The sequence below is a fragment of the Undibacterium sp. TJN25 genome, assembly GCF_049339885.1.
GTDB lineage: Bacteria > Pseudomonadota > Gammaproteobacteria > Burkholderiales > Burkholderiaceae_D > Undibacterium.
Genome location: NZ_JBMPPM010000011.1, coordinates 85,231 through 109,165 on the forward strand (window position 1 = coordinate 85,231; position 23,935 = coordinate 109,165).

General features: G+C 58.6%; 26 protein-coding genes. 13 read left to right on the top strand and 13 right to left on the bottom strand.

Features of this window, described 5'->3' with window-relative positions:
• Nucleotides 1-19: 19 nt before the first annotated feature.
• Nucleotides 20-766, bottom strand: a complete 747-nt coding sequence (gpmA, locus tag ACO0LO_RS23560) for a 2,3-diphosphoglycerate-dependent phosphoglycerate mutase (protein WP_422967980.1) — start codon at nucleotides 764-766, stop codon at nucleotides 20-22.
• Nucleotides 767-921: 155 nt separating this feature from the next.
• Here gpmA and ACO0LO_RS23565 point away from each other — a divergent pair, with 155 nt between their 5' ends.
• The 5 genes from ACO0LO_RS23565 to ACO0LO_RS23585 all read left to right on the top strand — a co-directional run bounded on the left by ACO0LO_RS23565 (nucleotide 922) and on the right by ACO0LO_RS23585 (nucleotide 3,967).
• On the top strand, nucleotides 922-1,332 hold the full coding sequence (locus tag ACO0LO_RS23565; RefSeq protein WP_422967982.1) for a rhodanese-like domain-containing protein: 411 nt from the start codon (nucleotides 922-924) through the stop codon (nucleotides 1,330-1,332).
• Between the two features lie 43 nt (nucleotides 1,333-1,375).
• A complete protein-coding gene (grxC, locus tag ACO0LO_RS23570; protein ID WP_394780133.1) occupies nucleotides 1,376-1,639 on the top strand; it encodes a glutaredoxin 3 in 264 nt (87 codons plus the stop codon).
• Between the two features lie 161 nt (nucleotides 1,640-1,800).
• Nucleotides 1,801-2,295 (top strand): protein-export chaperone SecB, encoded by a 495-nt coding sequence (gene secB / locus ACO0LO_RS23575; RefSeq protein ID WP_422967984.1) that lies wholly within the window; start codon nucleotides 1,801-1,803, stop codon nucleotides 2,293-2,295.
• Nucleotides 2,296-2,418: 123 nt separating this feature from the next.
• On the top strand, nucleotides 2,419-2,865 hold the full coding sequence (locus ACO0LO_RS23580) for an SH3 domain-containing protein (protein ID WP_422967986.1): 447 nt from the start codon (nucleotides 2,419-2,421) through the stop codon (nucleotides 2,863-2,865).
• 103 nt (nucleotides 2,866-2,968) lie between these two features.
• Nucleotides 2,969-3,967 carry an NAD(P)H-dependent glycerol-3-phosphate dehydrogenase gene (locus tag ACO0LO_RS23585; protein WP_422967988.1) on the top strand — a complete coding sequence of 333 codons (999 nt, stop codon included), beginning with the start codon at nucleotides 2,969-2,971 and terminating at the stop codon, nucleotides 3,965-3,967.
• A gap of 32 nt (nucleotides 3,968-3,999) precedes the next feature.
• Here the strand turns inward: ACO0LO_RS23585 and ACO0LO_RS23590 are convergent, their stop codons facing one another.
• The 3 genes from ACO0LO_RS23590 to hslV all read right to left on the bottom strand — a co-directional run bounded on the left by ACO0LO_RS23590 (nucleotide 4,000) and on the right by hslV (nucleotide 6,156).
• Nucleotides 4,000-4,185: a hypothetical protein gene (locus tag ACO0LO_RS23590; RefSeq protein ID WP_422967990.1), complete on the bottom strand. Its 186-nt coding sequence runs from the start codon at nucleotides 4,183-4,185 to the stop codon at nucleotides 4,000-4,002.
• A gap of 71 nt (nucleotides 4,186-4,256) precedes the next feature.
• Nucleotides 4,257-5,606 (bottom strand): ATP-dependent protease ATPase subunit HslU, encoded by a 1,350-nt coding sequence (gene hslU, locus ACO0LO_RS23595; RefSeq protein WP_422967992.1) that lies wholly within the window; start codon nucleotides 5,604-5,606, stop codon nucleotides 4,257-4,259.
• A 13-nt stretch (nucleotides 5,607-5,619) separates the two neighbouring features.
• Nucleotides 5,620-6,156 (bottom strand): ATP-dependent protease subunit HslV, encoded by a 537-nt coding sequence (hslV, locus tag ACO0LO_RS23600; protein ID WP_422967994.1) that lies wholly within the window; start codon nucleotides 6,154-6,156, stop codon nucleotides 5,620-5,622.
• Between the two features lie 12 nt (nucleotides 6,157-6,168).
• Here hslV and ACO0LO_RS23605 point away from each other — a divergent pair, with 12 nt between their 5' ends.
• The gene (locus tag ACO0LO_RS23605) at nucleotides 6,169-6,414 is read left to right on the top strand and encodes a hypothetical protein (protein ID WP_422967996.1); all 246 of its coding nucleotides are present in this window, start codon (nucleotides 6,169-6,171) and stop codon (nucleotides 6,412-6,414) included.
• A gap of 42 nt (nucleotides 6,415-6,456) precedes the next feature.
• On the opposite strand, the gene ACO0LO_RS23610 is transcribed toward ACO0LO_RS23605, so the two are convergent.
• The 7 genes from ACO0LO_RS23610 to dapF all read right to left on the bottom strand — a co-directional run bounded on the left by ACO0LO_RS23610 (nucleotide 6,457) and on the right by dapF (nucleotide 13,323).
• The gene (locus ACO0LO_RS23610; RefSeq protein ID WP_422967998.1) at nucleotides 6,457-7,983 is read right to left on the bottom strand and encodes an STAS domain-containing protein; all 1,527 of its coding nucleotides are present in this window, start codon (nucleotides 7,981-7,983) and stop codon (nucleotides 6,457-6,459) included.
• Between the two features lie 441 nt (nucleotides 7,984-8,424).
• Nucleotides 8,425-8,829 (bottom strand): RNA polymerase-binding protein DksA, encoded by a 405-nt coding sequence (dksA, locus tag ACO0LO_RS23615; RefSeq protein ID WP_422968224.1) that lies wholly within the window; start codon nucleotides 8,827-8,829, stop codon nucleotides 8,425-8,427.
• A gap of 248 nt (nucleotides 8,830-9,077) precedes the next feature.
• Complete coding sequence (locus tag ACO0LO_RS23620) at nucleotides 9,078-10,136, bottom strand: CobW family GTP-binding protein (RefSeq protein ID WP_422968000.1); 1,059 nt, start codon at nucleotides 10,134-10,136, stop codon at nucleotides 9,078-9,080.
• A gap of 83 nt (nucleotides 10,137-10,219) precedes the next feature.
• On the bottom strand, nucleotides 10,220-10,762 hold the full coding sequence (locus tag ACO0LO_RS23625) for a Fur family transcriptional regulator (protein ID WP_422968002.1): 543 nt from the start codon (nucleotides 10,760-10,762) through the stop codon (nucleotides 10,220-10,222).
• A gap of 114 nt (nucleotides 10,763-10,876) precedes the next feature.
• Complete coding sequence (gene xerC, locus ACO0LO_RS23630; RefSeq protein ID WP_422968004.1) at nucleotides 10,877-11,800, bottom strand: tyrosine recombinase XerC; 924 nt, start codon at nucleotides 11,798-11,800, stop codon at nucleotides 10,877-10,879.
• Nucleotides 11,801-11,804: 4 nt separating this feature from the next.
• Nucleotides 11,805-12,461, bottom strand: coding sequence for a DUF484 family protein (locus ACO0LO_RS23635; protein WP_422968006.1), 657 nt, complete (start codon nucleotides 12,459-12,461; stop codon nucleotides 11,805-11,807).
• 10 nt (nucleotides 12,462-12,471) lie between these two features.
• On the bottom strand, nucleotides 12,472-13,323 hold the full coding sequence (gene dapF, locus ACO0LO_RS23640) for a diaminopimelate epimerase (RefSeq protein WP_422968008.1): 852 nt from the start codon (nucleotides 13,321-13,323) through the stop codon (nucleotides 12,472-12,474).
• Nucleotides 13,324-13,799: 476 nt separating this feature from the next.
• Between dapF and ACO0LO_RS23645 the strand changes: the two genes are divergently transcribed.
• From ACO0LO_RS23645 to ACO0LO_RS23675, 7 genes are all read left to right on the top strand, one after another.
• Nucleotides 13,800-17,375, top strand: coding sequence for an indolepyruvate ferredoxin oxidoreductase family protein (locus tag ACO0LO_RS23645; RefSeq protein ID WP_422968010.1), 3,576 nt, complete (start codon nucleotides 13,800-13,802; stop codon nucleotides 17,373-17,375).
• 121 nt (nucleotides 17,376-17,496) lie between these two features.
• A complete protein-coding gene (locus ACO0LO_RS23650; protein ID WP_422968012.1) occupies nucleotides 17,497-17,874 on the top strand; it encodes a DUF423 domain-containing protein in 378 nt (125 codons plus the stop codon).
• Nucleotides 17,875-18,058: 184 nt separating this feature from the next.
• Nucleotides 18,059-19,387: an MFS transporter gene (locus ACO0LO_RS23655; RefSeq protein ID WP_422968014.1), complete on the top strand. Its 1,329-nt coding sequence runs from the start codon at nucleotides 18,059-18,061 to the stop codon at nucleotides 19,385-19,387.
• Between the two features lie 43 nt (nucleotides 19,388-19,430).
• A complete protein-coding gene (locus ACO0LO_RS23660) occupies nucleotides 19,431-19,937 on the top strand; it encodes a DUF2867 domain-containing protein (RefSeq protein ID WP_422968015.1) in 507 nt (168 codons plus the stop codon).
• 224 nt (nucleotides 19,938-20,161) lie between these two features.
• A complete protein-coding gene (locus ACO0LO_RS23665; protein WP_422968017.1) occupies nucleotides 20,162-20,785 on the top strand; it encodes a hypothetical protein in 624 nt (207 codons plus the stop codon).
• Between the two features lie 104 nt (nucleotides 20,786-20,889).
• Nucleotides 20,890-21,849 carry a sensor histidine kinase gene (locus tag ACO0LO_RS23670; protein ID WP_422968019.1) on the top strand — a complete coding sequence of 320 codons (960 nt, stop codon included), beginning with the start codon at nucleotides 20,890-20,892 and terminating at the stop codon, nucleotides 21,847-21,849.
• Nucleotides 21,846-22,580 (top strand): LytR/AlgR family response regulator transcription factor, encoded by a 735-nt coding sequence (locus ACO0LO_RS23675; RefSeq protein WP_422968021.1) that lies wholly within the window; start codon nucleotides 21,846-21,848, stop codon nucleotides 22,578-22,580. The genes ACO0LO_RS23670 and ACO0LO_RS23675 overlap by 4 nt, the downstream gene beginning before the upstream one ends.
• A gap of 16 nt (nucleotides 22,581-22,596) precedes the next feature.
• Here the strand turns inward: ACO0LO_RS23675 and ACO0LO_RS23680 are convergent, their stop codons facing one another.
• Together ACO0LO_RS23680 and ACO0LO_RS23685 are read right to left on the bottom strand one after the other, a co-directional pair.
• Nucleotides 22,597-23,160, bottom strand: coding sequence for a hypothetical protein (locus tag ACO0LO_RS23680; RefSeq protein ID WP_422968023.1), 564 nt, complete (start codon nucleotides 23,158-23,160; stop codon nucleotides 22,597-22,599).
• A complete protein-coding gene (locus tag ACO0LO_RS23685) occupies nucleotides 23,145-23,867 on the bottom strand; it encodes a gamma-glutamyl-gamma-aminobutyrate hydrolase family protein (protein ID WP_422968025.1) in 723 nt (240 codons plus the stop codon). The genes ACO0LO_RS23680 and ACO0LO_RS23685 overlap by 16 nt, the downstream gene beginning before the upstream one ends.
• Nucleotides 23,868-23,935: the final 68 nt, after the last annotated feature.

Genomic DNA, 23,935 nt, shown 5'->3' on the forward strand with positions numbered 1-23,935 from the left:
ATGGGAGCGACAGCAGCGATTACTTGGCCTTTCCCTGGCTGGCCACGGCTTTCAGCGCGGCGTCAATCGCCGACTGGTCGCCCAGGTAGTAGTGGCGGATCGGCTTCAGGTCGGCATCCAGTTCATACACCAGCGGCTGGCCGTTGGGGATGTTGAGGCCGACGATGTCGGCGTCGCTGATGCCGTCCAGCATCTTGATCAGCGCGCGCAGGCTGTTGCCGTGCGCGGAAATGATGATGCGCTTGCCGGCGCGTATGGCTGGCGCAATGCTGTCGTCCCAGGCAGGCATTACGCGTTCCACCGTATCTTTCAGGCATTCCGTCAGCGGAATCTGCGAACGCTGCAGGCCGGCGTAGCGCGGGTCGGCAAAGGAGGTGCGCGGGTCGTTTTCTGCCAGCGGATTGGGTGGCGTGTCGTAGCTGCGGCGCCATACCAATACCTGCTCGTCGCCGTACTGGGCGGCGGTTTCGGCCTTGTTCAGGCCTTGCAGCGCACCGTAGTGGCGCTCATTCAGGCGCCAGTCGTTGAGGACGGGCAGCCACATCATGTCCATTTCATCCATGGTGATCCACAGCGTGCGGATCGCGCGTTTCAATACGGACGTATAGGCGAGGTCGAAGCTGAGTCCGGCTTCCTTCAGCAGCTTGCCGGCCTGGCGGGCTTCCGCCGCGCCTTTTTCAGTCAGGTCGACGTCGGTCCAGCCTGTAAAGCGGTTGTCCAGGTTCCAGGTAGACTCGCCATGGCGCATTAAAACGATTTTATACATGGTGGAAATAAGGGAGACGGTAAGGGTTGATAGTAGGGTTGTAACTAGGATCGATACTAAGGTTGATACTAAGAAATGAGAAGATAGAGTGTAGCCTTGCCTTCTATTTTATAATGATAGGGTTACCTAAAACCATTTATACCCATTGGAATACTGTGAAATTCTTTACTGACAATCTTTTTAACCTCCTGTTGCTGGCCCTGATCATCGCTTCCGGCATCGCTTTGCTGGTGCCGGTATTGCAAAGGCGCGGCGCCAAAGTTTCCCTATTGCAAGCTACACAATTCATGAACCAGGGCAAAACCCTGGTGCTGGATGTGCGCGATGCCGAGGAATTTGCGTCGGGACACCTGCAAAATGCCAAAAATATTCCTCTGGCTGAGCTGCCGAACCGCATCAAGGAAATTGAAAAATCGAAAAATGCTACCACCATTGCCGTGTGTGACCGCGGTATTCGCTCATCCAGTGCCGTATCGGTGCTGAAAAATGCCGGTTTTGAACAGGCGTTCAGTCTGGAAGGCGGCTTGTCGGCATGGAAAGCGCAGGGCTTGCCGACGGTAAAGTGAGGAATGCGGGATAATACGTACGGTAATAATGCTGGAGGAAATCATGACATCCCACGTAGTAATGTATAGCACCGCCGTTTGTCCCTATTGCGTCATGGCGGAACGCCTGTTGAAATCCAAGGGCGTGGACAATATAGAAAAGATACGTGTGGACCTCGATCCTGCCATCAGGGAAAACATGATGCAGAAGACCGGGCGCCGCACTGTGCCGCAAATCTACATAGGGGAAACCCACGTCGGCGGCTTTGATGACCTGTCCGCGCTGGACAGGGCTGGCAAGCTCGATCCTTTATTACAGCAAGCTTGATTGCTGTTAGGGCGTTCTGCTTGTTAGAATAGCGAGTTGCGGGCTTACATGAGTCCGGGAGATGCTGTCCGCAGCAGGCATCCGGATGGAACCGGTGCAAAATAAGCGTTTTGCACCCTCGCTGTTCATTATTAATCTTTTAGTATTTTAGAAAGCCTCACATGTCTGACGAAAACCTGCAGCCCGTATTTCAAATTCAACGCGTTTATCTGAAGGATTTGTCGCTTGAACAGCCTAATTCCCCAGGAATTTTCCTGGAACAAGAGGCGCCAAGCATAGAAGTTGCAGTAGACGTGGGCGCAGAGCAACTGGCCGAAGGCATCGTCGAATCCACAGTCACGATCACCGTGACGGCAAAAGTCAAAGACAAGGTCGCTTTCCTGGTAGAGGGTAAACAGGCAGGTATATTCGAAGCGCGCAACATCCCGGCGGAACAGCTGGATCCGCTGCTCGGCATTGGCTGCCCCAACATTGTCTACCCGTATCTGCGCGCCAACATTGCCGATGCGATCACTCGCGCAGGCTTCCCTCCCGTGCATCTGGCGGAAATCAATTTCGAAGCTTTCTACGCTCAACGCCTGCAAAACCTGGCAGAGCAGCAGGCAGTCGCAGCGCCAGCCGATGGCGCCGCTCCTGAAGGCACGACAACACACTGATCGCGCTAGTTAGCTTGAAGATTGCGGTCGGCCGGGAATGGATTGCACTGTTCCCGCGTCCGGCTGCCGCAAGCCGGAGCCTCGCCCGGCTTTTCATCGTGGAGTCCTGATTTTATGCGTGATATGCGTCGTTTACTGCTTTTGCCTTTGCTGGCCGGCCTCAGCCTGCTGGCGGGTGCAGCTCATGCGCTGGAATTCAAATCGATAGGCGCTTCGCCTGTCATCCTGTATGACGCTCCTTCCAGCAAGGGCGGCAAGTTGTATGTGGCGCCGCGCGGCATGCCGGTGGAAGTGATCCTGACCTATGGCACCTGGAGCAAGGTGCGCGATATGGCCGGCGATCTGAGCTGGGTCGAGTCCAAGGAACTGGTTGCGCGGCGCAATGTGGTTGTACGTGTTGCCAATGCCAAGGTCCGCGCCACGGCCGACGATGCGGCTGCGGTCGTTTTCAGCGCCGATAAAAACGTGTTACTGGAACTGGCCGAGCCTGCCGCCAGCGGCTGGCTGAAGGTCAAGCACAAGGATGGGCAGCTGGGATATATCAGGGCATCCGAAGTCTGGGGCGTTTAAAAGCTGCCGCAGCCAACATGAAAAGGACAGCCTGCTGTCCTTTTTTTATATCGATCACGATAGCAAGAGAGACCGCTGCGATGGCATGCCAGGTTAATACACAATGAAAATTACCATATTAGGCGCCGGCGCCTGGGGTACTGCGCTGGCGATGTCGCTGGCCGGACGCAATGAGGTCCTGCTGTGGGGCCGTAATGCCGCGCTGATGCAGCAGATAGAAGCTGCGCGCGAGAACAGCGCCTATTTACCGGGTTTTGCGTTGCCCGCCAGCTTGCAGGTGACGGCGGATTTCGACGCGGCGCTGAAGCACGTTGCCGATCCCGCAGATCTGCTGATCCTGGCGACGTCGGTGGCCGGCCTGCGCCCGGCGCTGCAGCAATGCCTGCCTTACCGGCCAAGGCGTGTGATCTGGCTGTGCAAGGGGTTTGAAGAAGGCAGCCTGCTGCTGCCGCACCAGGTCGTGCAGCAGGTGCTGGGCAGCGATATCGCCGCCGGTGCCCTGTCCGGCCCCTCGTTTGCGCAGGAAGTCGCTAAAGGCATGCCTTGCGCGCTGACGATCGCTTCCTCTTCTGCCGAGCTATGCCTGCAGGTAGTGAGCGCCGCGCATGGCAATGCGCTGCGCGTCTATTCCAGCGACGACCTGGTAGGCGTGGAAGTGGGCGGCGCGGTCAAGAATATCCTCGCTATTGCGACCGGCATCGCCGATGGCCTGGGCCTGGGCCTGAATGCGCGCGCCGCACTGATTACGCGCGGGCTGGCGGAAATCAGCCGCCTCAGCTCGGCATTGGGCGGGCGCGTGGAAACACTGATGGGCCTGACCGGCGTCGGCGACCTGATCCTGACCTGTACCGGCGACCTGTCGCGCAACCGCAAGGTAGGGCTGGCGCTGGCGCAGGGCAAGTCGCTGCCGGTGATCGTTGCGGAGCTGGGCCACGTGGCAGAAGGCGTGCGCTGCGCGCAGGCAGTCAAGACGCTGGCGGCGAAGCTGAAGGTGGAAATGCCGATTGCCGATGCGGTGGCGGGTGTGCTGTTTGATGACGTGCCGGTGCAGCAGATGATAGGGCGGCTGCTGGCGCGCGATGCGAAGCAGGAACTGAATTAGCTCCTGAATTAGCTTTTTAACGAGCGCCGGGCCTAGGGCTCGGTGTCGTCTTTTTTGACAGCCAGCTTCTGTGCCTGCCTCACAGCCGATGCGGATTTTCTGTGCGGACCTGCCGCGCGCTGCCTGGCTGCTACCGCTACCAGATTGCGTGGCCTGGATTGCGCCGGTTCGATGCGAAAACTCAGCTTCTGGCGCGTGCCCAGCGTTTTGTTTGCCATGAATATCCTCCAATGAAAAAGCCCGGCATGCTGGTCAGGCAAACCGGGCTTTTTATTCTACTGCATTTGGCTTACAGCACGTAGCGCGACAGGTCCTCGTTCACGGACAGCGCGCCCAGCTTTTCTTCGACGTAGGCGGCATCGATGACGATGGTCTGCCCGCTCTTCTGGTGCGCATCGAAAGACACTTCTTCCAGCAGCTTCTCCATTACCGTATACAGTCGGCGGGCGCCGATGTTTTCGGTGGTTTCATTGACGGAGTAGGCGATGCCGGCGAGTCTTTCCACCCCGTCTTTCGTAAAGTCCACCTTCACATCCTCGGTTGCCAGCAAGGCTTCGTATTGCTTGGTCAGGCAGGCATCGGTGCTGGTCAGGATGCGTTCAAAATCGGCAATCGACAAGGACTCCAGCTCCACGCGGATAGGGAAGCGGCCCTGCAGTTCAGGTATCAGGTCCGATGGCTTGGCCAGGTGGAAAGCGCCGGAGGCGATGAACAGGATGTGGTCGGTCTTGATCATGCCGTACTTGGTGTTGACGGTCGTGCCTTCCACCAGCGGCAGCAGGTCGCGCTGTACGCCGGCGCGCGACACGTCGGCGCCGCCCATTTCAGAGCGGTTGGCAATCTTGTCGATCTCATCCAGGAACACGATGCCGTTCTGTTCGACATTGGTAATTGCCGCCTGCTTCAATTCGTCCTCATTGACCAGCTTGCCGGCTTCTTCCTCGACCAGCAGCTTCATCGCATCCTTGATCTTCAGCTTGCGCGATTTCTTGCGGCCGTTGCCTATGCCTGAAAACATGGTCTTGATCTGCTCGGTCATTTCTTCCATGCCGGGCGGCGCCATGATTTCCATCTGCGGGCCGGCCTCAGCCACCTCGATCTCGATTTCCTTGTCGTCCAGCGCGCCTTCGCGCAGGCGTTTGCGGAAGGTCTGGCGGGTTGTGTTGCCGCTGCTATCGGCTTCTGCCGTTGCCGTCGTGCTGGACGCGTTGAAGCCAAAATCGCGCGCCGGCGGCAGCAGGATGTCCAATACGCGGTCTTCCGCGGCATCTTCCGCCTGCTCACGCACCTTGCGGGTAGCCGTTTCGCGGGTCTGCTTGATGCCGATGTCGATCAGGTCGCGGATGATGGTGTCCACGTCGCGGCCCACATAGCCTACCTCGGTAAACTTGGTCGCTTCTATCTTGATGAAAGGGGCGTCGGCCAGCTTGGCCAGGCGGCGCGCGATCTCGGTCTTGCCCACGCCCGTAGGCCCTATCATCAGGATATTTTTCGGCGTGATTTCATGGCGCAGCGGTTCTGCCACCTGCTGCCGGCGCCAGCGGTTGCGCAGGGCGATCGCGACCGCGCGTTTTGCCTTTCCCTGGCCGACAACGTGCTTGTCCAGTTCGGAGACTATCTCTTGGGGAGTCATGTTCATGGTGTTTTCCAGCTTAATCCAGCGTTTCTATGGTGTGCGACAAATTGGTGTAGATGCACAATTCGCCGGCAATCGTCAGGGACTTCTTGACGATTTCTATCGGGGACAGGTCAGTGTTTTCCTGCAGCGCCTTGGCCGCAGATTGCGCAAAGGTACCGCCCGAACCGATGGCGCCTATGCCGTCGCTCGGTTCCAGCACGTCGCCGTTGCCGGTGATGACCAGCGTGGTTTCCTTGTCGGCGACCAGCAGCATGGCTTCCAGCCGGCGCAGCATGCGGTCGGTGCGCCAGTCCTTGGCCAGCTCTACCGAGGCGCGCATCAGGTGTCCCTGGTGTTTTTCCAGTTTTGCTTCAAAGCGCTCTATCAGCGTGAAGGCATCGGCGGTGCCGCCGGCAAATCCCGCCAGCACTTTGTTGTGGTACAGCTTGCGCACTTTGCGCGCCGTGCCTTTCATGACGATATTGCCCAGCGTAACCTGGCCGTCGCCGCCTAGCGCAACCAGGTTGCCGCGCCGCACGGACAGGATGGTGGTGCCGTGAAATTGTTCCATAGGAGCCTCAAAATGAATGATGATGCAATTCCCGTTTCCCCTGCCCGCACAAAATGTGCATGGCAAAAGGACATGCATCTCTTCATCCGGGAAGAAGGGTTGCAGGAGCGGGATAAAGCTATTGTCGGTGTTGCATGGTGCATGACACCAGTGCTAAGGAAATGGGGGCAGGCGCTGGCGTTTGCAAGGTCTGGCCGAAGGGGATGGCGCGGGCGTTTGCGAAGCCCGGCCTGTTTTCAATTTGGCAATGCCTGGTAGCAGTGAGTGCGGCAGCAGGAAGTTTAATGCCGTTAGTGCGTGTTACTGTTTGCGGGGAAAGATCGCCGCAACGTTTTTCAGGCCCATCGCATTGAACAGCGCCATCACCAGGTAATTCACTTCGTGAAACTGTATCGTCGTATCTTTCTGTGTCGCCAGTGGAACCAGGCCGCTTAGCAACTGGGCCGATGCACCGAATTCCACCCTTTCCAGCCGCGAGCAATCCAGCAGGATCGTGCTGTGCTGTTTGGCATGCACGGTGATCTGGCCGATCAGCGCGTCGGTTTTGCCTTCTATGACGGTGGGCATCATGAAGCGGTCGGACGGTGCTTCCACTTCAAGTTCCGGCGCAGATGTGGTGACCTTGTTTTTTGGCGCCACGAAAGACGGAGGAGACACTTCAAAGGTAATGCAGTAATCGATACTGGTTTCTTCAAACACCTGCTCCAGCTGCAGCAGCTGCAGGATTTCCAGCAACAGCAGCCATGGCGCTTCGGTTTCGTCGCGGCGGCCTACTTCCAGTATGCCGCGCAGGCACACCGTCAGTTCATGCGCGCCGACCAGCACCAGGTCATGGCCGGACTTGTTCAGTTTCTTGATGGCGGCCAGCAGCAGCGCTGCGCCTGCCGGATCTACCTGCTTCACACGGGCAAATTCCAGTTTGATCGTGCGGCTTTTCTGGCTCAGCTCCTGCAGCTTTTCCAGCAATTTGGCGATGTCGCCGTCTAGCTGCCTAGGGAAAGATACCGTGGGGATATCGCTAGGGTGGCTCCTGCTATCGGTATCTGCGCTCTTTTTGGAGGAATCCACCCAGACCGGCGGCGAGGTTTCAAACTTGCTGGCGTACTCCAGCGACAGCGCTTCAAATTTTGCCTGCTTGCCAGTGATCTGGTACAGGTCGAACAGCATATACCAGCCAAGCTGGGCTGCCGGTCCCAGGCTGTCCTGGTGGATCCAGCTGGACAGCATCTGTTCGGCCACTTCGGACTGGCCGCTGGCAAACAGGATCGCGGCTTCTTCCAGCACCGGTACCGATTCGGTCGGCGCCAGCGTAGCGGCCACCAGCGTGTCATGGCGGCCCAGCGTATCTGTGCTGCCGAGCAGGTAGTCGGTATTCGGGCCGACCAGCGGCATCGTGCTCTGAAAATCAGTGATCAGCTGTGCGGCGGGTATGGCTTTCCTGCCCAGGGAGGCGTTGGCGGGCTGCCTGGCCGGCGCGGCAGCTGCCTGGTTTTGGGTATTGGCCTGGGTATGCGCCTGAGTATTGGCGTGGGCTTGGGCTTGGGTCTGGGTCACCGGGCCGCCGCCGATGGTGGTATTGCGCATGCTGCCGGGTTTCGACCGGACAATGTCACGCGACATTTCGAATTCGATGGCGTCTATCTTGCGTTCCGTGGCGCGCGCCTTATGCTTTTGCGCCAGTACGGACTGGGCGAATGCATCGTCGGTAACAGCGTTTTCCGAAGAAGATTCAACCCCCTTGGGCTGTGAGTTTTTAGAGGAAGACCTGGCAGTGGAAGTATTTTCCTTCTGCTCGTTCTTCTTACCGAAAAGCGAAAAAATCCCCACGTTAATCCTGTGTGTTAGGTAGGTAGAGCTACCGTTAACTGTGACTCTGAACAAAAAGATCCATAGATGCCGGGTAGACACCTATTCGCGAGACTAAAGTATAGTCCCATTCACTCAATTATTGTTAAGCTCGCCGGTTCCGGCGTTCGCACAAACCCCAATTAGCGTTAGCTATTGTCGGTATTGTGCCACTTTGACAGACTATAAGCTCAAATAGGGATTTTCAATCCGGGAATCTGGGGCCGGTACGGGGCCTAATTCTGAATCAGGGGCAAGCAAAATTGTTTCCCATTTACAAATATTTACAAGTAAGCATCTGCCCATGTCTTTTCGCTCAGGGAGATCATCTGTAATTGTCTTGGTTACATATTTAGATATTAAAAAAGCGTGCAGTATTCCTGCACGCTTTCTGTCAAGCGTTTCGCACAGCTTGCCGTGCAATCAGTCACCGTACAGCTTTTGCTTCATTTCGCGTCTTTGCTGCGCTTCCAGCGACAGGGTTGCTGTCGGACGAGCCAGCAAACGGGGAACACCGATAGGTTCGCCTGTTTCTTCGCACCAGCCGTAATCGCCATCATCAATGCTGGCGATGGACTGCTGCACTTTTTTCAGCAGTTTGCGTTCACGGTCGCGGGTGCGCAGTTCCAGCGCATGTTCTTCCTCGATCGTGGCGCGGTCTGCCGGATCAGGCACCAGCACGGTTTCACGCAGATGTTCCGTTGTTTCGTCGGCGTTTTTAAGCAAATCCTTCTCAAGCTGTTGCAAACGGGCCTTGAAAAATGCCAGTTGTGCATCGTTCATATAGTCCTTCTCGCCCATCTTCAGAATTTCTTCTTCAGTGAGCAGAGTTGCAGGCGCATTGACTGTTGCAGTCGATTTAGGTGATTTAGTTGCCACTTCGCTTAACTTTCGATACGACGGGTTAACACACAAGTAATAGCCGGGATGCGATTCATGGTTCACATTATCACTATTTTCCATGAAAGCAATCCGGACAAGGCCATTATCCTCCCCTTACTGACAAAGTAAATGACCTCTGCGTGACACCGGTCATTTAGCTAAAACGGCATCGCCGCTCTCAGTAGCCCGCTAGTTTATACCAAACATTGGCTTAATCCTTCAATAAAAATATCTTTTGGTAGATTTTTGCCAATAAAAACCATCTTGCTTTCCCTGGTCTCCCCGTCAGCCCATTTACCGCCTACATCGGTACCCATAATCTGGTGCACACCCTGAAAAATGACCTTGCGGTCGGCGCCATCCATCAACAGCACACCCTTGTAGCGCAGCATGCGCGGCCCAAAAACCTGCACCAGGCCGCCCAGGAATTCATCCAGCTTGGCCGTATCGAAAGGGCGCAGGCTTTTGAACACGAAAGCGGCGATGTCGTCGCTGTGGTGCGCATGGTGGTGGTCGTGATGGTCGTGCTTGCAATTTTCATCATGCACGTGGTCATGCTCTTGCGCATGTTCATGTGCGTGATCATGTTCCTCTTCCGCCTGCAGGAAATCGGGATCCAGTTCCAGTTTTGCATTCAGGTTGAAGCCGCGCAGGTCCAGCACTTCGGCGATGGCGACCTTGCCGAAATCAACCGGCACGATACTGGTGCGCGGGTTGATGCGGGTCAGGCGCGTGCGCAGTGCCGCCACTTGCTGCGCATCCACCAGGTCGGTCTTGGACAGCAATATCTTGTCGGCAAAGCCTACCTGCCGCTGTGCTTCTTCGTGTTCATCCAGCTGCTGCATTGCATGTCGCGCATCTACCACGGTGACTACCGCATCCAGCATATAGTTCATGCCCACTTCGTCATCGACGAAGAAGGTCTGCGCTACCGGGCCGGGGTTGGCCAGCCCTGTGGTTTCTATGATCACACGGTCAAAGTTCAGGATGCCATCGCGTTTCTGCTCAGCCAGCTTGCTGAGCGCAACGATCAGGTCGCCGCGCACCGTGCAGCAGATACAGCCGTTGTTCATCTCGACGATCTGCTCATTGCTGTCCTGGACCAGGATCTCATTGTCGATGTTTTCCTGGCCGAATTCATTCTCGATCACGGCAATCTTGTGGCCGTGGTCTTCCTGCAGGATGCGGTTCAGCAAGGTGGTTTTGCCGGCGCCGAGGAAGCCGGTCAGGATGGTGGTGGGGATCAATGCCATGGTGGTATCTCTGCTTGTGACTTAATGGGATTATGTGTACAGCCTGCGGCAACCCGCTCAGTGGTTGTTGCGCCGGAGTTTGCCTACTTTGCGCAGTCTGCGCACCAGCCCTTGATGGTCAGCTCTATGTCGTGGCTCTGGAAGCCGCGGCTGGACGTCGCGCGCAGCGTGGCCTGCAACTGCTGTTTCAAGGACGGTGGCGCAGGATCGGCATCTTGCTCGCTGTGCTCATCATCCAGGCAAAACACCCGCGTGCAGCGCGTGCATTTGAAATGGCCGTGCTGGTGCTGGATGGTGCCGGACGCATGCTGGTGGTCGCCATGTTCGCCGCCGGTGCTGTAGCGGTACACGCGGTCGTCGCCGGCAATCTTATGGGTGAGGCCGGCATCGGTCAGGCAATCCAGCGCGCGGTACAGTGTGACCCTGTCCATGCTCTGCAAGGCATCCTGCACTTCCTGATGGGACAGCGCACAGCGGTTGTCCAGCAGCACGGCCAGCACATTGATCCTGGCTTCGGTGGCCCGCACCGAGGAATTGCGCAACATGTTCTCCGCCAGCGCCTTGCCATGCTGGGCGTGGCTATGGTGCGGATCGGCGGGCGGGTTGCTGGCGAGCTTGGTTTTCATGGATAAGGCGGTAAATGAAAAAACGCCTGGAGGCGAAGCCCCTATTATGCATCAAATTGCAATTCAGTTGCAAAACACTGAATCTAGGCAATTTTTTTTAAAAGGGGCAACCGCTTATTTCTTGGCGCGCGGATGGGCCTGGTCGTAGACCTTGGACAGATGCTGGAAATCCAGCGACGTATACACCTGTGTCGCTGCGATGGAGCTGTGGCCCAGCATTTCCTGTACCGCGCGCAAGTCGCCGGAGGATTGCAGCACGTGCGACGCAAACGAATGGCGCAGCACGTGCGGATGCACGTCGGCCGGGATGTCCAGCGATTGCGCATGTGCTTTTAACCGCAGCTGCACCAGCCGGGCAGACATGCGGGTGCCGCGTTCGGTCAGGAACAACGGATGCGGGTCCAGCTTCTGCAAAGCAGGGCGCAATGCCAGCCAGGCCTGTATGGCTTCCAGCGCAGGCTTGCCGACCGGTACGATGCGCTGCTTGTTACCCTTGCCGGTGACGACGACCTCCTGTTGCTCCATATCCACCCAGCCCAGCGAAGTGTGGCCTTTTTCCGCCACGTTGGCGACATCCAGCCCTACCAATTCCGAAACCCGCAGGCCGCTGGAATACAGCAGCTCAAACATGGCCCGGTTGGCGGCCGGCGTGGCGCCGTCGCTACGTGCCTGCGACACCAGGCGGACTGCATCGTCCGCGCCCAGCGCCTTGGGCAGGGACTTGCCGCGTTTGGGCGCCTTGATGCCGTCGACGGGGTTGCCGGGCAAAGGCTGCTGCTCCGCCAGCCAGCGGTAAAAGCCGCGCCAGCCGGACAGCTTGCGCGCAATGCTGCGCGGACTCTGCCCGTTGGCGTGCAGTTGCGATGTGAAGCGGCGGATATGAAAATAGGAGAGAGCGGCAAGGTCGGGTTCTCCGGCAGCGGCTGCCAGCGACGCCAACTCCTCCAGGTCTAGCCGGTAGCTGGACACCGTATGCGGAGATAAATTGCGCTGTGTGCGCAAGACCTGCAGATAGTCGGCGAGCCTTGCGTTGTCCATGGACTTACTCGATGAGGCAGCTCAGTGCGGCGCTGCTGGTATCGGCTATCCTGGACAGGAAATCGGTGGCCATCTCTTTGGTATAGCGGGCAGGGTCGGGCGAGCCCAGCACCAGCAGGCCGAAGGTAGATGCGCCCGGCGCCAGGCGTAGCGGCAGCATGGCCAGCGACTGTATCGGTTCTTCAGACTCTATCCAGCCGGCGGCTTCAAAATCCATGTTCTTGCCGCAGAAAGGCGAATTCAGGCCCTTTGCAAACAGGCGCACGTCTTCCGTCACCGACTGCGAGAACCAGGTATGCGAATAGTCTTCCGCCGTATTCCACAGCCGCAGCGTAGCGTGCGGCAAGTCGAAGAACTGCTGCAAGCCTTGCGTCAATACATAGGGCAAGTCCACATCATTGCGCGCCAGCAACAGCGAACGGGTCCAGGTCTGGAACTTGGTTGTGATGCCGTCATTTTCCTGCGCAACGCGCATCAGGTCTGACATGCGCAGCTCCAGCAGCTTGTATTTTTCCCTGACGATTTCCATTTGCCGCTCCTGCAGCGAAATGGCGCGGCCGAGTAGCGGGCTGGTCAGTTTGACGGCGGACAGCAGTTCTGCATGCTCTTCAAAGAAATGGGGGTGTTGGGTCAGGTAATCCGCTATGTCGTTAGAATTCATGAGTGATAGATTAAATGTTGATTTCGCCTTCGTACACCGACACCGCCGGCCCGCTCATTAATACCGGCTGGCCTTCGCCCTGCCATGCAATCGATAATTCTCCGCCGTGCGTTGTTACCCGCACCGGCGATTCCAGCAGGCCACGGCGCATGCCGGCCACGGCTGCCGCGCAGGCGCCGGTGCCGCAGGCCAGCGTCTCGCCGGCGCCGCGTTCATATACGCGCAGGCGTATATGCTGCTTGTCCACAATCTGCATGAAACCCACATTCACCCGGCGCGGAAAGCGCGGATGGTGTTCTATCACCGGGCCATCGGCCAATACCGGCCAGGCTTCGGTGTCCTCCACCACCTGCACCGCATGCGGATTGCCCATGGAGATCGTCGAAATCCATACGGTCTTGCCATTCACTTCCAGCGGCCACAGTGCATCGCGGCCTTCGGCGCGGGACGTCAGGCCGTTGGCGTCGAACGGCACTTTGGCCGGTTCCAGCACAGGCGCGCCCATGTCCACCGTGACGCTGCCGTCTGCTTCCAGCCGCGGTTCTATGATGCCGGACAGGGTTTCCACCCGGATCGCATCCTTGGTCGTCAGGCCCTTGTCGCGCACAAAGCGGACAAAGGCGCGTGAGCCGTTGCCGCACTGTTCCACTTCGCCGCCGTCAGCGTTATAAATGCGGTAGCGGAAATCCACGCCCTCGGTATCAGGCTTTTCCACTACCAGAATCTGGTCCGCGCCGACGCCGAAACGGCGGTCAGCCAACTGCTTCCACTGTTCCGGGGTAAAGGCGATCTGCTGGTTGATGGCATCGATGACGACAAAATCATTGCCGGCGCCATGCATCTTTGTGAATTTAAGTTTCATTTTGCCATTATAGACTTATTCACTTACGCAATTGGCGGGAACGGGTATTACAGCCGAGTGCCGGTCGATTTTTACTCCAGCAGATCGCTCATTTGTTGTATTTAAGTAATTTTTCTCTGTTGCAGACGCCGGACGGGGAGAATTGGCTGAGCCTGAGTACAAAATGCTATTTACCCATATTGATATGGAGGCGCGCCAGAGAAGTGCAATTTCCATCAAGAATTAATGTCAATTTAACCGGTACACTTTAGTAAAGTGTCAGCAATGCTGTACTGGTCTCTTTATGTTGCAGTGTCCATTGAATTGGCCGGTACAGCGTGTTAATGTGCGATCCGTCATAGAACAAACCGGAGATTCGCGAGGCAGGAATAGGCGCCGATTGTGCAACTATCTTAGCGAATCCCATATATGATTACCCACAAGGTGATTCTGTTTGAAGCGATATCCTCGCAACGAAACCAAAGCACGGAGACCCCATGAACGCACCCCTCAAGGTCGATCAGCATAACCCGCTGGTGGACGACAAGATTTCCCTGGATGACAAATTTACGCTGGAGCGCGGCCGCGCCTTCATGACCGGCACGCAGGCCATCATCCGCCTGGCGATGCTGCAGCGCCAGCATGATGTGAAGGCAGGCCTGAACACCGGCGGCTTCATCACAGGCTATCGCGGCTCGCCATTGGGCGGCGTCGACATGACTGCGCAAAAAGCCAAGAAGCACCTGGCGGCCCACCATGTGACGTTCCATCCCGGCGTCAACGAGGATCTGGCGGCAACTACCGTGTGGGGCACGCAGCAGGTCAACCTGTATCCCGGCGCCAAATACGACGGCGTGTTTTCCATCTGGTACGGCAAGGGCCCCGGTGTGGACCGCTGCGGCGACGTCTTCAAGCATGCGAACATGGCGGGCACGTCCAAGCACGGCGGCGTGCTGGTGCTGGCCGGCGACGACCATGCGGCCAAATCGTCCACCACCGCGCATCAGAGCGAACATATCCTGAAAGCCTGCGGCATTCCCGTGCTGTATCCATCGTCGGTGCAGGAATACCTGGACTACGGCCTGCATGCATTTGCAATGAGCCGCTACACCGGCCTGTGGGTCTCGATGAAATGCGTGACCGACATCGTTGAATCCGGCGCTGCCGTCGACATCGATCCGGACCGCGTGCAACCTGTCATCCCGACCGACCTGATCCTGCCGCCTGACGGCCTCAACATCCGCATGCCGGATGCCGTGCTGGATCAGGAAGCGCGGATGAACAACTATAAATGGTATGCGGCGCTGGCCTATGCGCGCGCCAACAAACTGAACCAGATTGTATGGGACAGCCCCAAGGCGCGCATCGGCATTGTCACCGCCGGCAAATCCTACCTCGATACGCGCCAGGCGCTGGCCGATCTGGGCATAGACGAGCAGGTTGCGCATGACGTCGGCATCCGCCTGTACAAAATAGGCATGACCTGGCCGCTCGAATCGCAGGGCGTGCACCAGTTTGCCGAGGGCCTGGAAGAAATCCTGGTTGTTGAAGAAAAACGCCAGATTCTCGAATACCAGATAAAGGAAGAACTGTACAACCTGCCGGACGGCCAGCGTCCACGCGTGGTCGGCAAGTTCGACGATACCGGCGAATGGAGCAATCTGCAGGGCGCAGGCCATGGCGACTGGCTGCTGCCGGCCACCTATGAGCTGACACCGGCGCAGATCGCCCGTGCAGTGGCATCGCGCATCTCGCGCTATTTCGCCGGCCACCCGGTGGAGCAGCGTGTCAAGGAGCGCATCGCCTACCTGGAAGCCAAGGAGTCGGTGCTGAAAGTCATGTCCAGCAAACCGGATCCGAACAAGGACCGTATTCCGCATTTCTGCTCCGGCTGTCCGCACAATACGTCGACCAAGGTGCCGGAAGGCAGTCGTGCGCTGGCCGGGATCGGCTGCCACTACATGGTGCTGTGGATGGACAGGGAAACCTCCACCTTCACGCACATGGGCGCAGAAGGCACGACCTGGATAGGCCAGGCCCCGTTTACGACCGAACAGCATGTGTTCAGCAACCTGGGCGACGGCACCTATTATCATTCCGGCCTGCTGGCAATCCGCGCAGCGGTATCGGGCAAGGTCAACATCACCTACAAGATTCTGTATAACGACGCGGTAGCGATGACCGGCGGCCAGGAATTCGACGGCCCGCTGGACCCGGCGATGATTTCGCGCCAGATCGCCGCCGAAGGCGTGACCCCTATCATCGTCGTCACCGACGAGCCGGACAAGTATCCCGCCGACTACGCATGGGCGCCCGGCGTGACCGTGCGCCATCGCAGCGAGCTGGATGCCGTGCAGCGCGAGCTGCGCGAAGTCAAGGGCGTCTCGGCAATGATCTACGACCAGACCTGTGCCAGCGAAAAACGCCGCCGCCGGAAACGTAATGAATACCCGGATCCGGCCAAGCGTGCCGTGATCAACGAGGCAGTCTGCGAAGGCTGCGGCGATTGCAGTGTGCAATCCAACTGTCTGTCGGTGGAACCGCTGGAAACTGAACTCGGCCGCAAGCGCCAGATCAACCAGTCGTCCTGCAACAAGGACTTCTCCTGCGTTACCGGTTTCTGCCCGAGCTTTGTGACGGTGGAAGGCGGCAGCCTGAAGAAACCGAAAAAGGCCAAGGTGGAGGGCACGACGTCGTCGCTGGACGTGGCCAACCTGCCTGTTCCCGTCATCCCGTCCACCGCGGAGCCTTTCGGCATCCTGGTGACCGGCATAGGCGGCACCGGCGTGGTCACCGTCGGCCAGATCCTGGCGATGGCGGCGCACGTTGCCGGCAAGGGCTGTTCGGTACTGGACATGAGCGGCCTGGCGCAAAAAGGCGGTCCTGTGCTGTCCCACGTGCGCCTGGCAGACAAGCCGGAAGACATCCATTCCACCCGTGTCGGCACCGGCGCGGCGGATCTGGTGATTGGCTGCGACGTCATCGTCACTGCCGGCAAGGATGCGTTGTCGCGCATGGGCGAAGGCCGTACTTACGCTGCAATCAATTCCACCGGCACGCCGACCGCCGCTTTCGTCAAGAACCCGGACTGGCAGTTTCCCGGCGCCGGCGCCGAGAGCGACATCCGTGCAGCCTGCGGCAGCGACCATGTATCGCTGATCGATGCTGGCAGGATCGCCACTGCGCTGATGGGCGACAATATCGCCACCAATATGTTCATGCTTGGTTATGCATGGCAAAAAGGCTGGGTGCCGCTGACCGAGGCAGTATTGATGCGCGCCATCGAATTGAACGGTGTCTCGGTAGACTTCAACAAGAAAGCCTTCAACTGGGGCCGGATCGCCGCGCATGACCTGCCTGCGGTGGAGAAGCTGATTACGCCTGCCCTGGTCATCGAACTGAAACGTGCACCGACGCTGGATGACATCATCGCCAAGCGCACTGCCTTCCTGACCGATTACCAGGACGCAGCCTACGCCAGGCAGTATGTGGACTTCATCGGCCAGGTCAAGGCGGCGGAAGAGAAAGTCGTGGACGGCGCCAGGAGCCTGCGCCTGACGGAAGCCGCAGCACGCTATTTGTTCAAGCTGATGGCCTACAAGGACGAGTATGAAGTCGCACGCCTGTACACTACCGGCAGCTTCGAGAAAAAGATTGCCGACATGTTCGAAGGCGATTACAAGATCAATTTCCACCTGGCGCCGCCTTTGCTGGCCAAGCGCGATGCCAAGGGACACCTGATCAAGCAATCCTTCGGCCCGTGGATGATGAAAGCCTTCGGCCTTCTGGCCAAAGGCAAATTCCTGCGCGGCGGCATGCTCGATATTTTCGGCTATACGGAAGAGCGCAAGATGGAACGCGCCTTGCCTGTCGAGTACAAGCAATTGCTGTCCAGCCTGCTGCCGCAGCTGAACGCAGACAACCTGTCCAAGGCAGTTGCCATCGCCAGCATTCCGGAAGACATCCGTGGCTACGGCCATGTGAAGGAGCGTCACCTGAATGTCGCAAAGGCGCGCCAGGCCTCGCTGCTGGCGGAGTTCAATGCGCCGAAGCAGGACAAGAAGGCAGCCTGATGTAGTAGTTTGGTTGCGTGCATGCCTGAAGAATGGCCGACCTAGTCGGCCATTTTTTTCGGGGTGCAGCATTGCCCGAGTGGCACGCACTATAATAGCGCTCAACTCAAAGGACAAGCTCATGAATGAACGCACCATCATCATTGTCGCCGCCATCAACATGTTCATCGCCGTCGGCGCCGGTGCATTCGGCGCACACGGGCTGAAGCAGGTACTCAGTGCCGAGATGCTGGCAATCTGGCAGACCGCGGTCAGCTACCAGGCGATGCATGCGCTGGGCCTGTTTGCCGTTGCCCTGCTGATGCCGCGACTGAATCCGGCGCTGCTAGGCTGGGCCGGTATTGCGATGCTGGCCGGTATCATCCTGTTCAGCGGCAGCCTATATGCGTTGGCGCTGTCCGGCGTGCGCGTGCTGGGTGCGATCACGCCGCTGGGTGGGCTGGGATTCCTGGCGGCCTGGGCGATGGTGGCGTGGGCGGCATACCAGTCTGCCCGCTAAGTCATCATCTATCGCGCTGTCTTCCTGCAACAGATTGCGCAAGCCTTCAGCCTGCGCAACGGCTTGCTATATAATCCAGACAGACCCCTGCACGCTCCCGGGCGGATGCCCGATTGGCCGTGACGGGGCATATACGGCAAGCCCCTGAGCAAGGCGCCTTTCTCCTTATATATGCGAGATCATAATGACAGCCATTCCAGCACCCAGCCAGTCAAAATTCGGTACCGTCCTGCGCGTGACCAGCGGCAACTTCATGGAGATGTTCGATTTTTTCCTGTTCGGTTTTTACGCACAGTACATCTCCAAAACCTTCTTCCCGGCCGGAGACGAATTCGCCTCGCTGATGCTGACCTTCATGACCTTCGGCGCCGGTTTCCTGATGCGGCCGCTGGGCGCGATCTTCCTAGGCGCCTATGTGGACCGCGTAGGCCGCCGCCGTGGCCTGATCGTCACGCTGGCGCTGATGGCGCTCGGCACCGTGCTGATCGCTTTCGTGCCCGGGTTTGCGACGATAGGCTACCTGGCGCCTTTCCTGGTGCTGGTGGGTCGTCTGCTGCAAGGTTTTTCCGCCGGTGTGGAGCTGGGCGGCGTATCGGTCTACCTGTCTGAAATGGCAACGCCCGGCAACAAGGGTTTCTATGTCAGCTGGCAGTCCGCCAGCCAGCAGGTTGCCATCATCGTGGCGGCAGCACTGGGCTATGCGCTGAACGTGACACTGACCCCGCTGCAGATCGGCGACTGGGGCTGGCGCGTGCCTTTCTTCATCGGCTGCATGATCGTGCCGGTGCTGTTCATGATCCGCCGCTCGCTGCAGGAAACCGAAGAATTCATAAAGCGCAAGCACCGTCCCGATGCCAAGGAAATTTTCCGCTCGATGCTGGACAACTGGGGCCTGGTGATTGCAGGCATGATGCTGGTGGCAATGACGACGGTGTCGTTCTACCTGATCACCGTCTATACACCGACCTTCGGCAAGAGCGTGCTGAAACTCAGCACAACCGACAGTCTGGTCGTGACGCTGTGCGTCGGCATTTCCAATTTCATCTGGCTGCCCATCATGGGTGCGCTGTCAGACAAGATGGGACGCCGCCCCATCCTGCTATTCTTTACGCTGCTGACTATCGCCACGGCGTATCCCGCCATGAGCTGGCTGACCAACCTGCCGACCTTCAACAAGATGCTGACCGTGGAATTGTGGCTGTCCTTCCTGTATGCCAGTTACAACGGCGCCATGGTGGTGTCGCTGACCGAAGTGATGCCGGTCGAAGTGCGCACAGCCGGCTTCTCGCTGGCGTATAGCCTCGCTACGGCGATCTTCGGCGGATTTACGCCCGCCATTGCGACGGCCTTGATTGAAGCGACCAAGGACAAGGCCGCACCGGGACTGTGGATGACCTTTGCCGCCGTATGCGGCCTGATTGCCACACTGGTGCTGTACCGCAAGCGCGGCGACGTTACCCCCGGCCCCGGCGCCCGCAATTCCGAACCGGAGACTGATCTGAAGCCTGCGTAGAAGGTGGACGCGCTCAACGACGAACAACAGGACGGAAACAGCCATGCATGCAACGCAGGTGCCGCAGCAAAGCGAATTACAGCAGGAACTGGCGACAGCCTATTTTTACGATGCCTATGCAGTACCGCTGGAATGGGAAGGACGCACGGCGCTGCAAATATACCTGGACGTCATTTCGCGCACGCCGGCCTGGATGGATGCGTTGATGGCCGCAAGAAATCGTATCGTGGCGCCATTCGGCCTCAAGGACATAGGCCGCTTCACCAGCATAGATCCGGAGCGCAAGGCCGCTACTTACCGGATTGGCGACCGGGCCGGCATTTTTTCCATTCTGTCGCTGTCTGACGGCGAAGTGGTGCTTGGCGATTTCGACAAGCACCTGAAAGCCAGGATTTCGATTTACCGCGATCTCACGGCAGATGGAAGCCCCAGGGTCACTGTCAGCACGGTTGTACACATCAACAACTTCCTGGGACGCGCTTACCTGTTTTTCGTCGTGCCGGTTCATCAATTCCTGGTGCCGGCCATGCTGTCGCGCGCCATGCGCTAAGCTCAAATCCCTCATCCCTGTGTACAATCTCGCCGAGCGGATATCTTGGCCAGGGGTTGCCGTGCGCGCCCGAGAATACGGCCGCCTCAGTCCGGGTTTTCCTGGGTTTATCGCAGCATATCCTGCCGCAATCCGCAAAATCGCCGCACCTGTCGCAGCCCTGTTGTCTGCCGCTACCGCCGCAGGCAGCATGTGCATCAGTATCAACTACATGAGGAACGACGATGAAACATGGAAAAATCCTGGCGGCCGCACTGGCAGTGGCGGTTGCAATGAATTTGTCATTCGCAGGAGCGGCGCAAACCGGCGTGCCCAAGGGCTGGACGGCCAGCTTCAAGACGGCGGCTCAGGCCGAAACAGGCTTTGATCCGGCGGAGAAAAGCGAAGGTCATGCCAGTGTTTATCTGGAAGGCAAGGATGCAGCGGAGGGGGAGTTCGTCGCGCTGACGCAGACTGTTGACGCCAGACCTTGGCAAGGGCAGATGGTGGAATTTTCACTGACCGGGAAATCGCTGGACGGCACAGCGTATGCTCAGATGTGGATTCGCGGCACTGACGGCGGCGATGTCAAAGCTGGCGCGGTCCGCTACAAATCGGTGGGAGTTGACTGGATCAGGAGCAGGGACTGGAAGAAATCCAAAATAAGCATGATCATCCCCAAGGAGGTCACCCATCTTGAACTGGGCGCAGGCATACGAGGCAAGGGCAAGATCTGGATTCGCGATATCCAGTTCCGCGTGATACCGGCCCTGCAGCAGAAGGAGGTTGAAGACAGGCGTCCTGTTACCGACCTGGTGCCGATGGCGCCGCTCGCCGCAAGCATCGTCAACCTCGGCATGGCCGAATGATTCCGGCCCCTCTCTGGACAGATATCTCCTCCGCCGCAACAATCGCGCGGGCCGGAGAGGAACCTGGCTGGCCCGTATGGCCGGCCGGTGGCATGCTGTTTTTGATGACTGCATCTCGGGCCTTGACGCCGCATGCATGGATGGCGGACGGCATCGCCCTGCTGGCATGCTTTTGCATTGTGGAGAGCGCATCGGTTTGCCTGAGGAAATCGGAATGGCTGTTATCTACGGCGGCTCGCTGGATTGTGCTCGCCGCGGCCACCGGCGCCGGTATTGCCATCTCCTGCGTCATACAACAGGAATTCTGGCCGGCAACGCTGTCACGGCATCCGGCCTGGCTGCTGCCGGCAGTGCTGGCAGCATTCATCGTCCTGCTGCGCGCACCCGAGGAAATCAATGCCGAAGTGCGGCGGCGCGCCGGTCTGGCGCTGGCACAGGCGCAAGTGCTGCATCAGGCTGAACGCCGCATACTGGAAGCCAGACTGGCCGCGTTGCAGGGACAGATCGAGCCGCATTTTTTATACAATACGCTTGCCAATACGCGGGCGCTGATCAGGCAGGATGCTGGCGCGGCCGAGACCATGCTGAACCATCTGATTGCCTACCTGAGAGCTGCAATGCCCGATCTGCGCGAAAATACAACCAGCCTGGGCCAGGAGCTGCAGCGCGCGCAGGCCTTCCTGGATATTCTCAAGATACGCCTGGGAGAGCGGCTAAACTTCCATATCAGCGCCGCGCCGGAGGCCTGCGCCTGCATGATCCCGCCGCTGGCGGTGATGACGCTGGTGGAAAATGCGATCAAGCACGGTATAGAGCCGCGCGTACGGGGTGGAAGCCTGCGGATTGACGCCAATTGCAATGCGGGCTGGCTGACGGTCAGTGTGGCCGATGATGGGGTAGGCTTTCAGAGTGAAACCGGCGGCGGCATAGGCTTGCTTAACCTGCAGGAACGTTTGCACGTATTGTTCGGCCCGGCGGCCGAACTGCGACTGGAGGCGCTTGACCCTTGCGGCGTCAAGGCCAGTTTCGTTCTGCCCGTTACCAAGGGAGAATCAGTACAATGAATATGCCGGCGGCCAGCGCCATACTCGCGGAAGACGAAGCGGTGCTGCGTGCCGAGCTGAGGCAGTCATTGGCGCAGTTATGGCCGGAACTGGACATTATCGGCGAAGCCGCGGACGGCATGAGCGCCGCGAAACAGATTTCAGACTTGCAGCCCGATGTCGCTTTCCTGGACGTGCGCATGCCGGGCTTGTCCGGCATAGAGGCGGCCCATGTTGCCGCAGGGCGCACGCACGTCGTCTTCCTGACGGCGTTTGACGAATATGCTGTCAATGCCTTCGACCATGGCGCCGTCGATTACCTGCTCAAGCCGCTGGACATGGCGCGGCTTGCCGTCTGTATACAGCGTATCAAGGCCAGGCTGGTCCACCGGCCGGCCGACCTGTCCGGTTTGCAGTCGCGCAAGCCGGAACGCCTGAGCTGGATCCAGGCTTCCAGCGGCAACCAGCTGCGTTTCATCAATATCAATGATGTTCGCTGCTTCCGCGCGGATGCAAAATACACGAGGGTGGTAACCGCCGGCTTCGAAGCGCACATCCGCACGCCGATCAAGGAGTTGATGGCGTCGCTCGATACCGAGAAATTTTGGCAGATATCGCGCAGCACGATTGTCGGCGTCGCCGCGATCGATGCGGTAAAACGTGCCGACGGCGGGCTGGTGCTGCGGCTTGGCGGAGATACCGAATGGCTAAGCGTTTCCCAGGCGTTCCAGCATCAGTTCCGGCAAATGTAGCCCTATCCGCATGGAGTCATGCCGGTTCCAGTTCCTCGACACTTGCCGTTACCGCCAATACCTGCACGGCTGATATTTCCAGTGTGATCTGCGGCGGGGGAGCAAAGCGTATCTTCCGGCGCGCCCGATAATTGACATACTGAAAACCGGTTTGCGCATGGCTGGCCGTATCCAGCCGGAAGCGCGACAGGTGGGCGATGAACTGTGGTTCGACAGACAGTAGCGCTTGCGACACCAGCAGGTCGGTCTTGCCATCGGGCGGGGAATTGTTCGGCGACAGGGCTTTGCTGGAGCCATCACCGGCGGCAATGGCCTGCCATACGTCGGCCAGCGTGATTTGCCCGGGATCGACGGCGAGGGCCCAGCGGCTGGCAGTACTGCCGGGCATGATCAGTCCAGCCAGCAGCAGGGCGCGGCAGGCTTTTTTGACGTCGGCCTCCGAGAAACGCACACCGGCAATGATCTGCCTGAGCCCGATTTCGCGTGCGTGGGCCGCAATAAAGCGTTCCAGCACTGCCGCCGCCGCATAGAGCGGGCGGTAGGCCGGATGGCGGCTGGGATCTGTCAGCGGCGCATGCATGCAGCGGCCCTGACGAGCTCGGTGAACAGGCGGCGTTCGCAATCATTGACGAAGTATTCGGGGTGCCATTGCACGCCTATGCAGAAAGGATACTCCGCCGCCTCAATGGATTCGATAACGCCATCGTCGGCCACGGCGCCTGCGATAAAACGCCTGTTTTCTTCAACGACGGCCTGGTGATGCAGGCTATTGATCAGACATTCATCGACACCCAGGATGCGGTGCAGGTGCGAACCGGGCTTGATATGGATGCGGTGCGTGGATTCATTGCAGGGCGCCTGCTGCTTGTGCTCGACAATATTCTGCAGGTCGGACGGCAGGTGCTGGTGCAATTGCGCGCCCAGTTCGACAGCGATCAGCTGCATGCCGCCGCAAATGCCCAGCACCGGCATGCCCCTCTGCAAAGCGCCGCGCAGCACGGCTTGCTCAAACCGGGTGCGGTCATCCTTCAGCGCTACCTTGTCCGGATAGCTACTGGCCGCGCCATATAGCGCCGGTGCGATATCGAACATGCCGCCGCTGAGGATGACGCCATCTGCCAGGTCCAGGTAATCGCCTACAGCATCCATGCAGTAAGGCAGCACGATCGCGGTGCCGCCGCTTTCGGCAACCGCAGAACAGTAATTGCGGCGAATAAAGAAATGCGACTCTATGTCTTCTGCGCCGTTGTTCCTGTCGGGCGTGATGGCGATGACGGGTTTGTTCATGGCTCTGCGGTGGCTGTGGCTGTGGGAGAAGGCGCCATTATTTGCCCGACGTCAGCAGAACGGCAAAC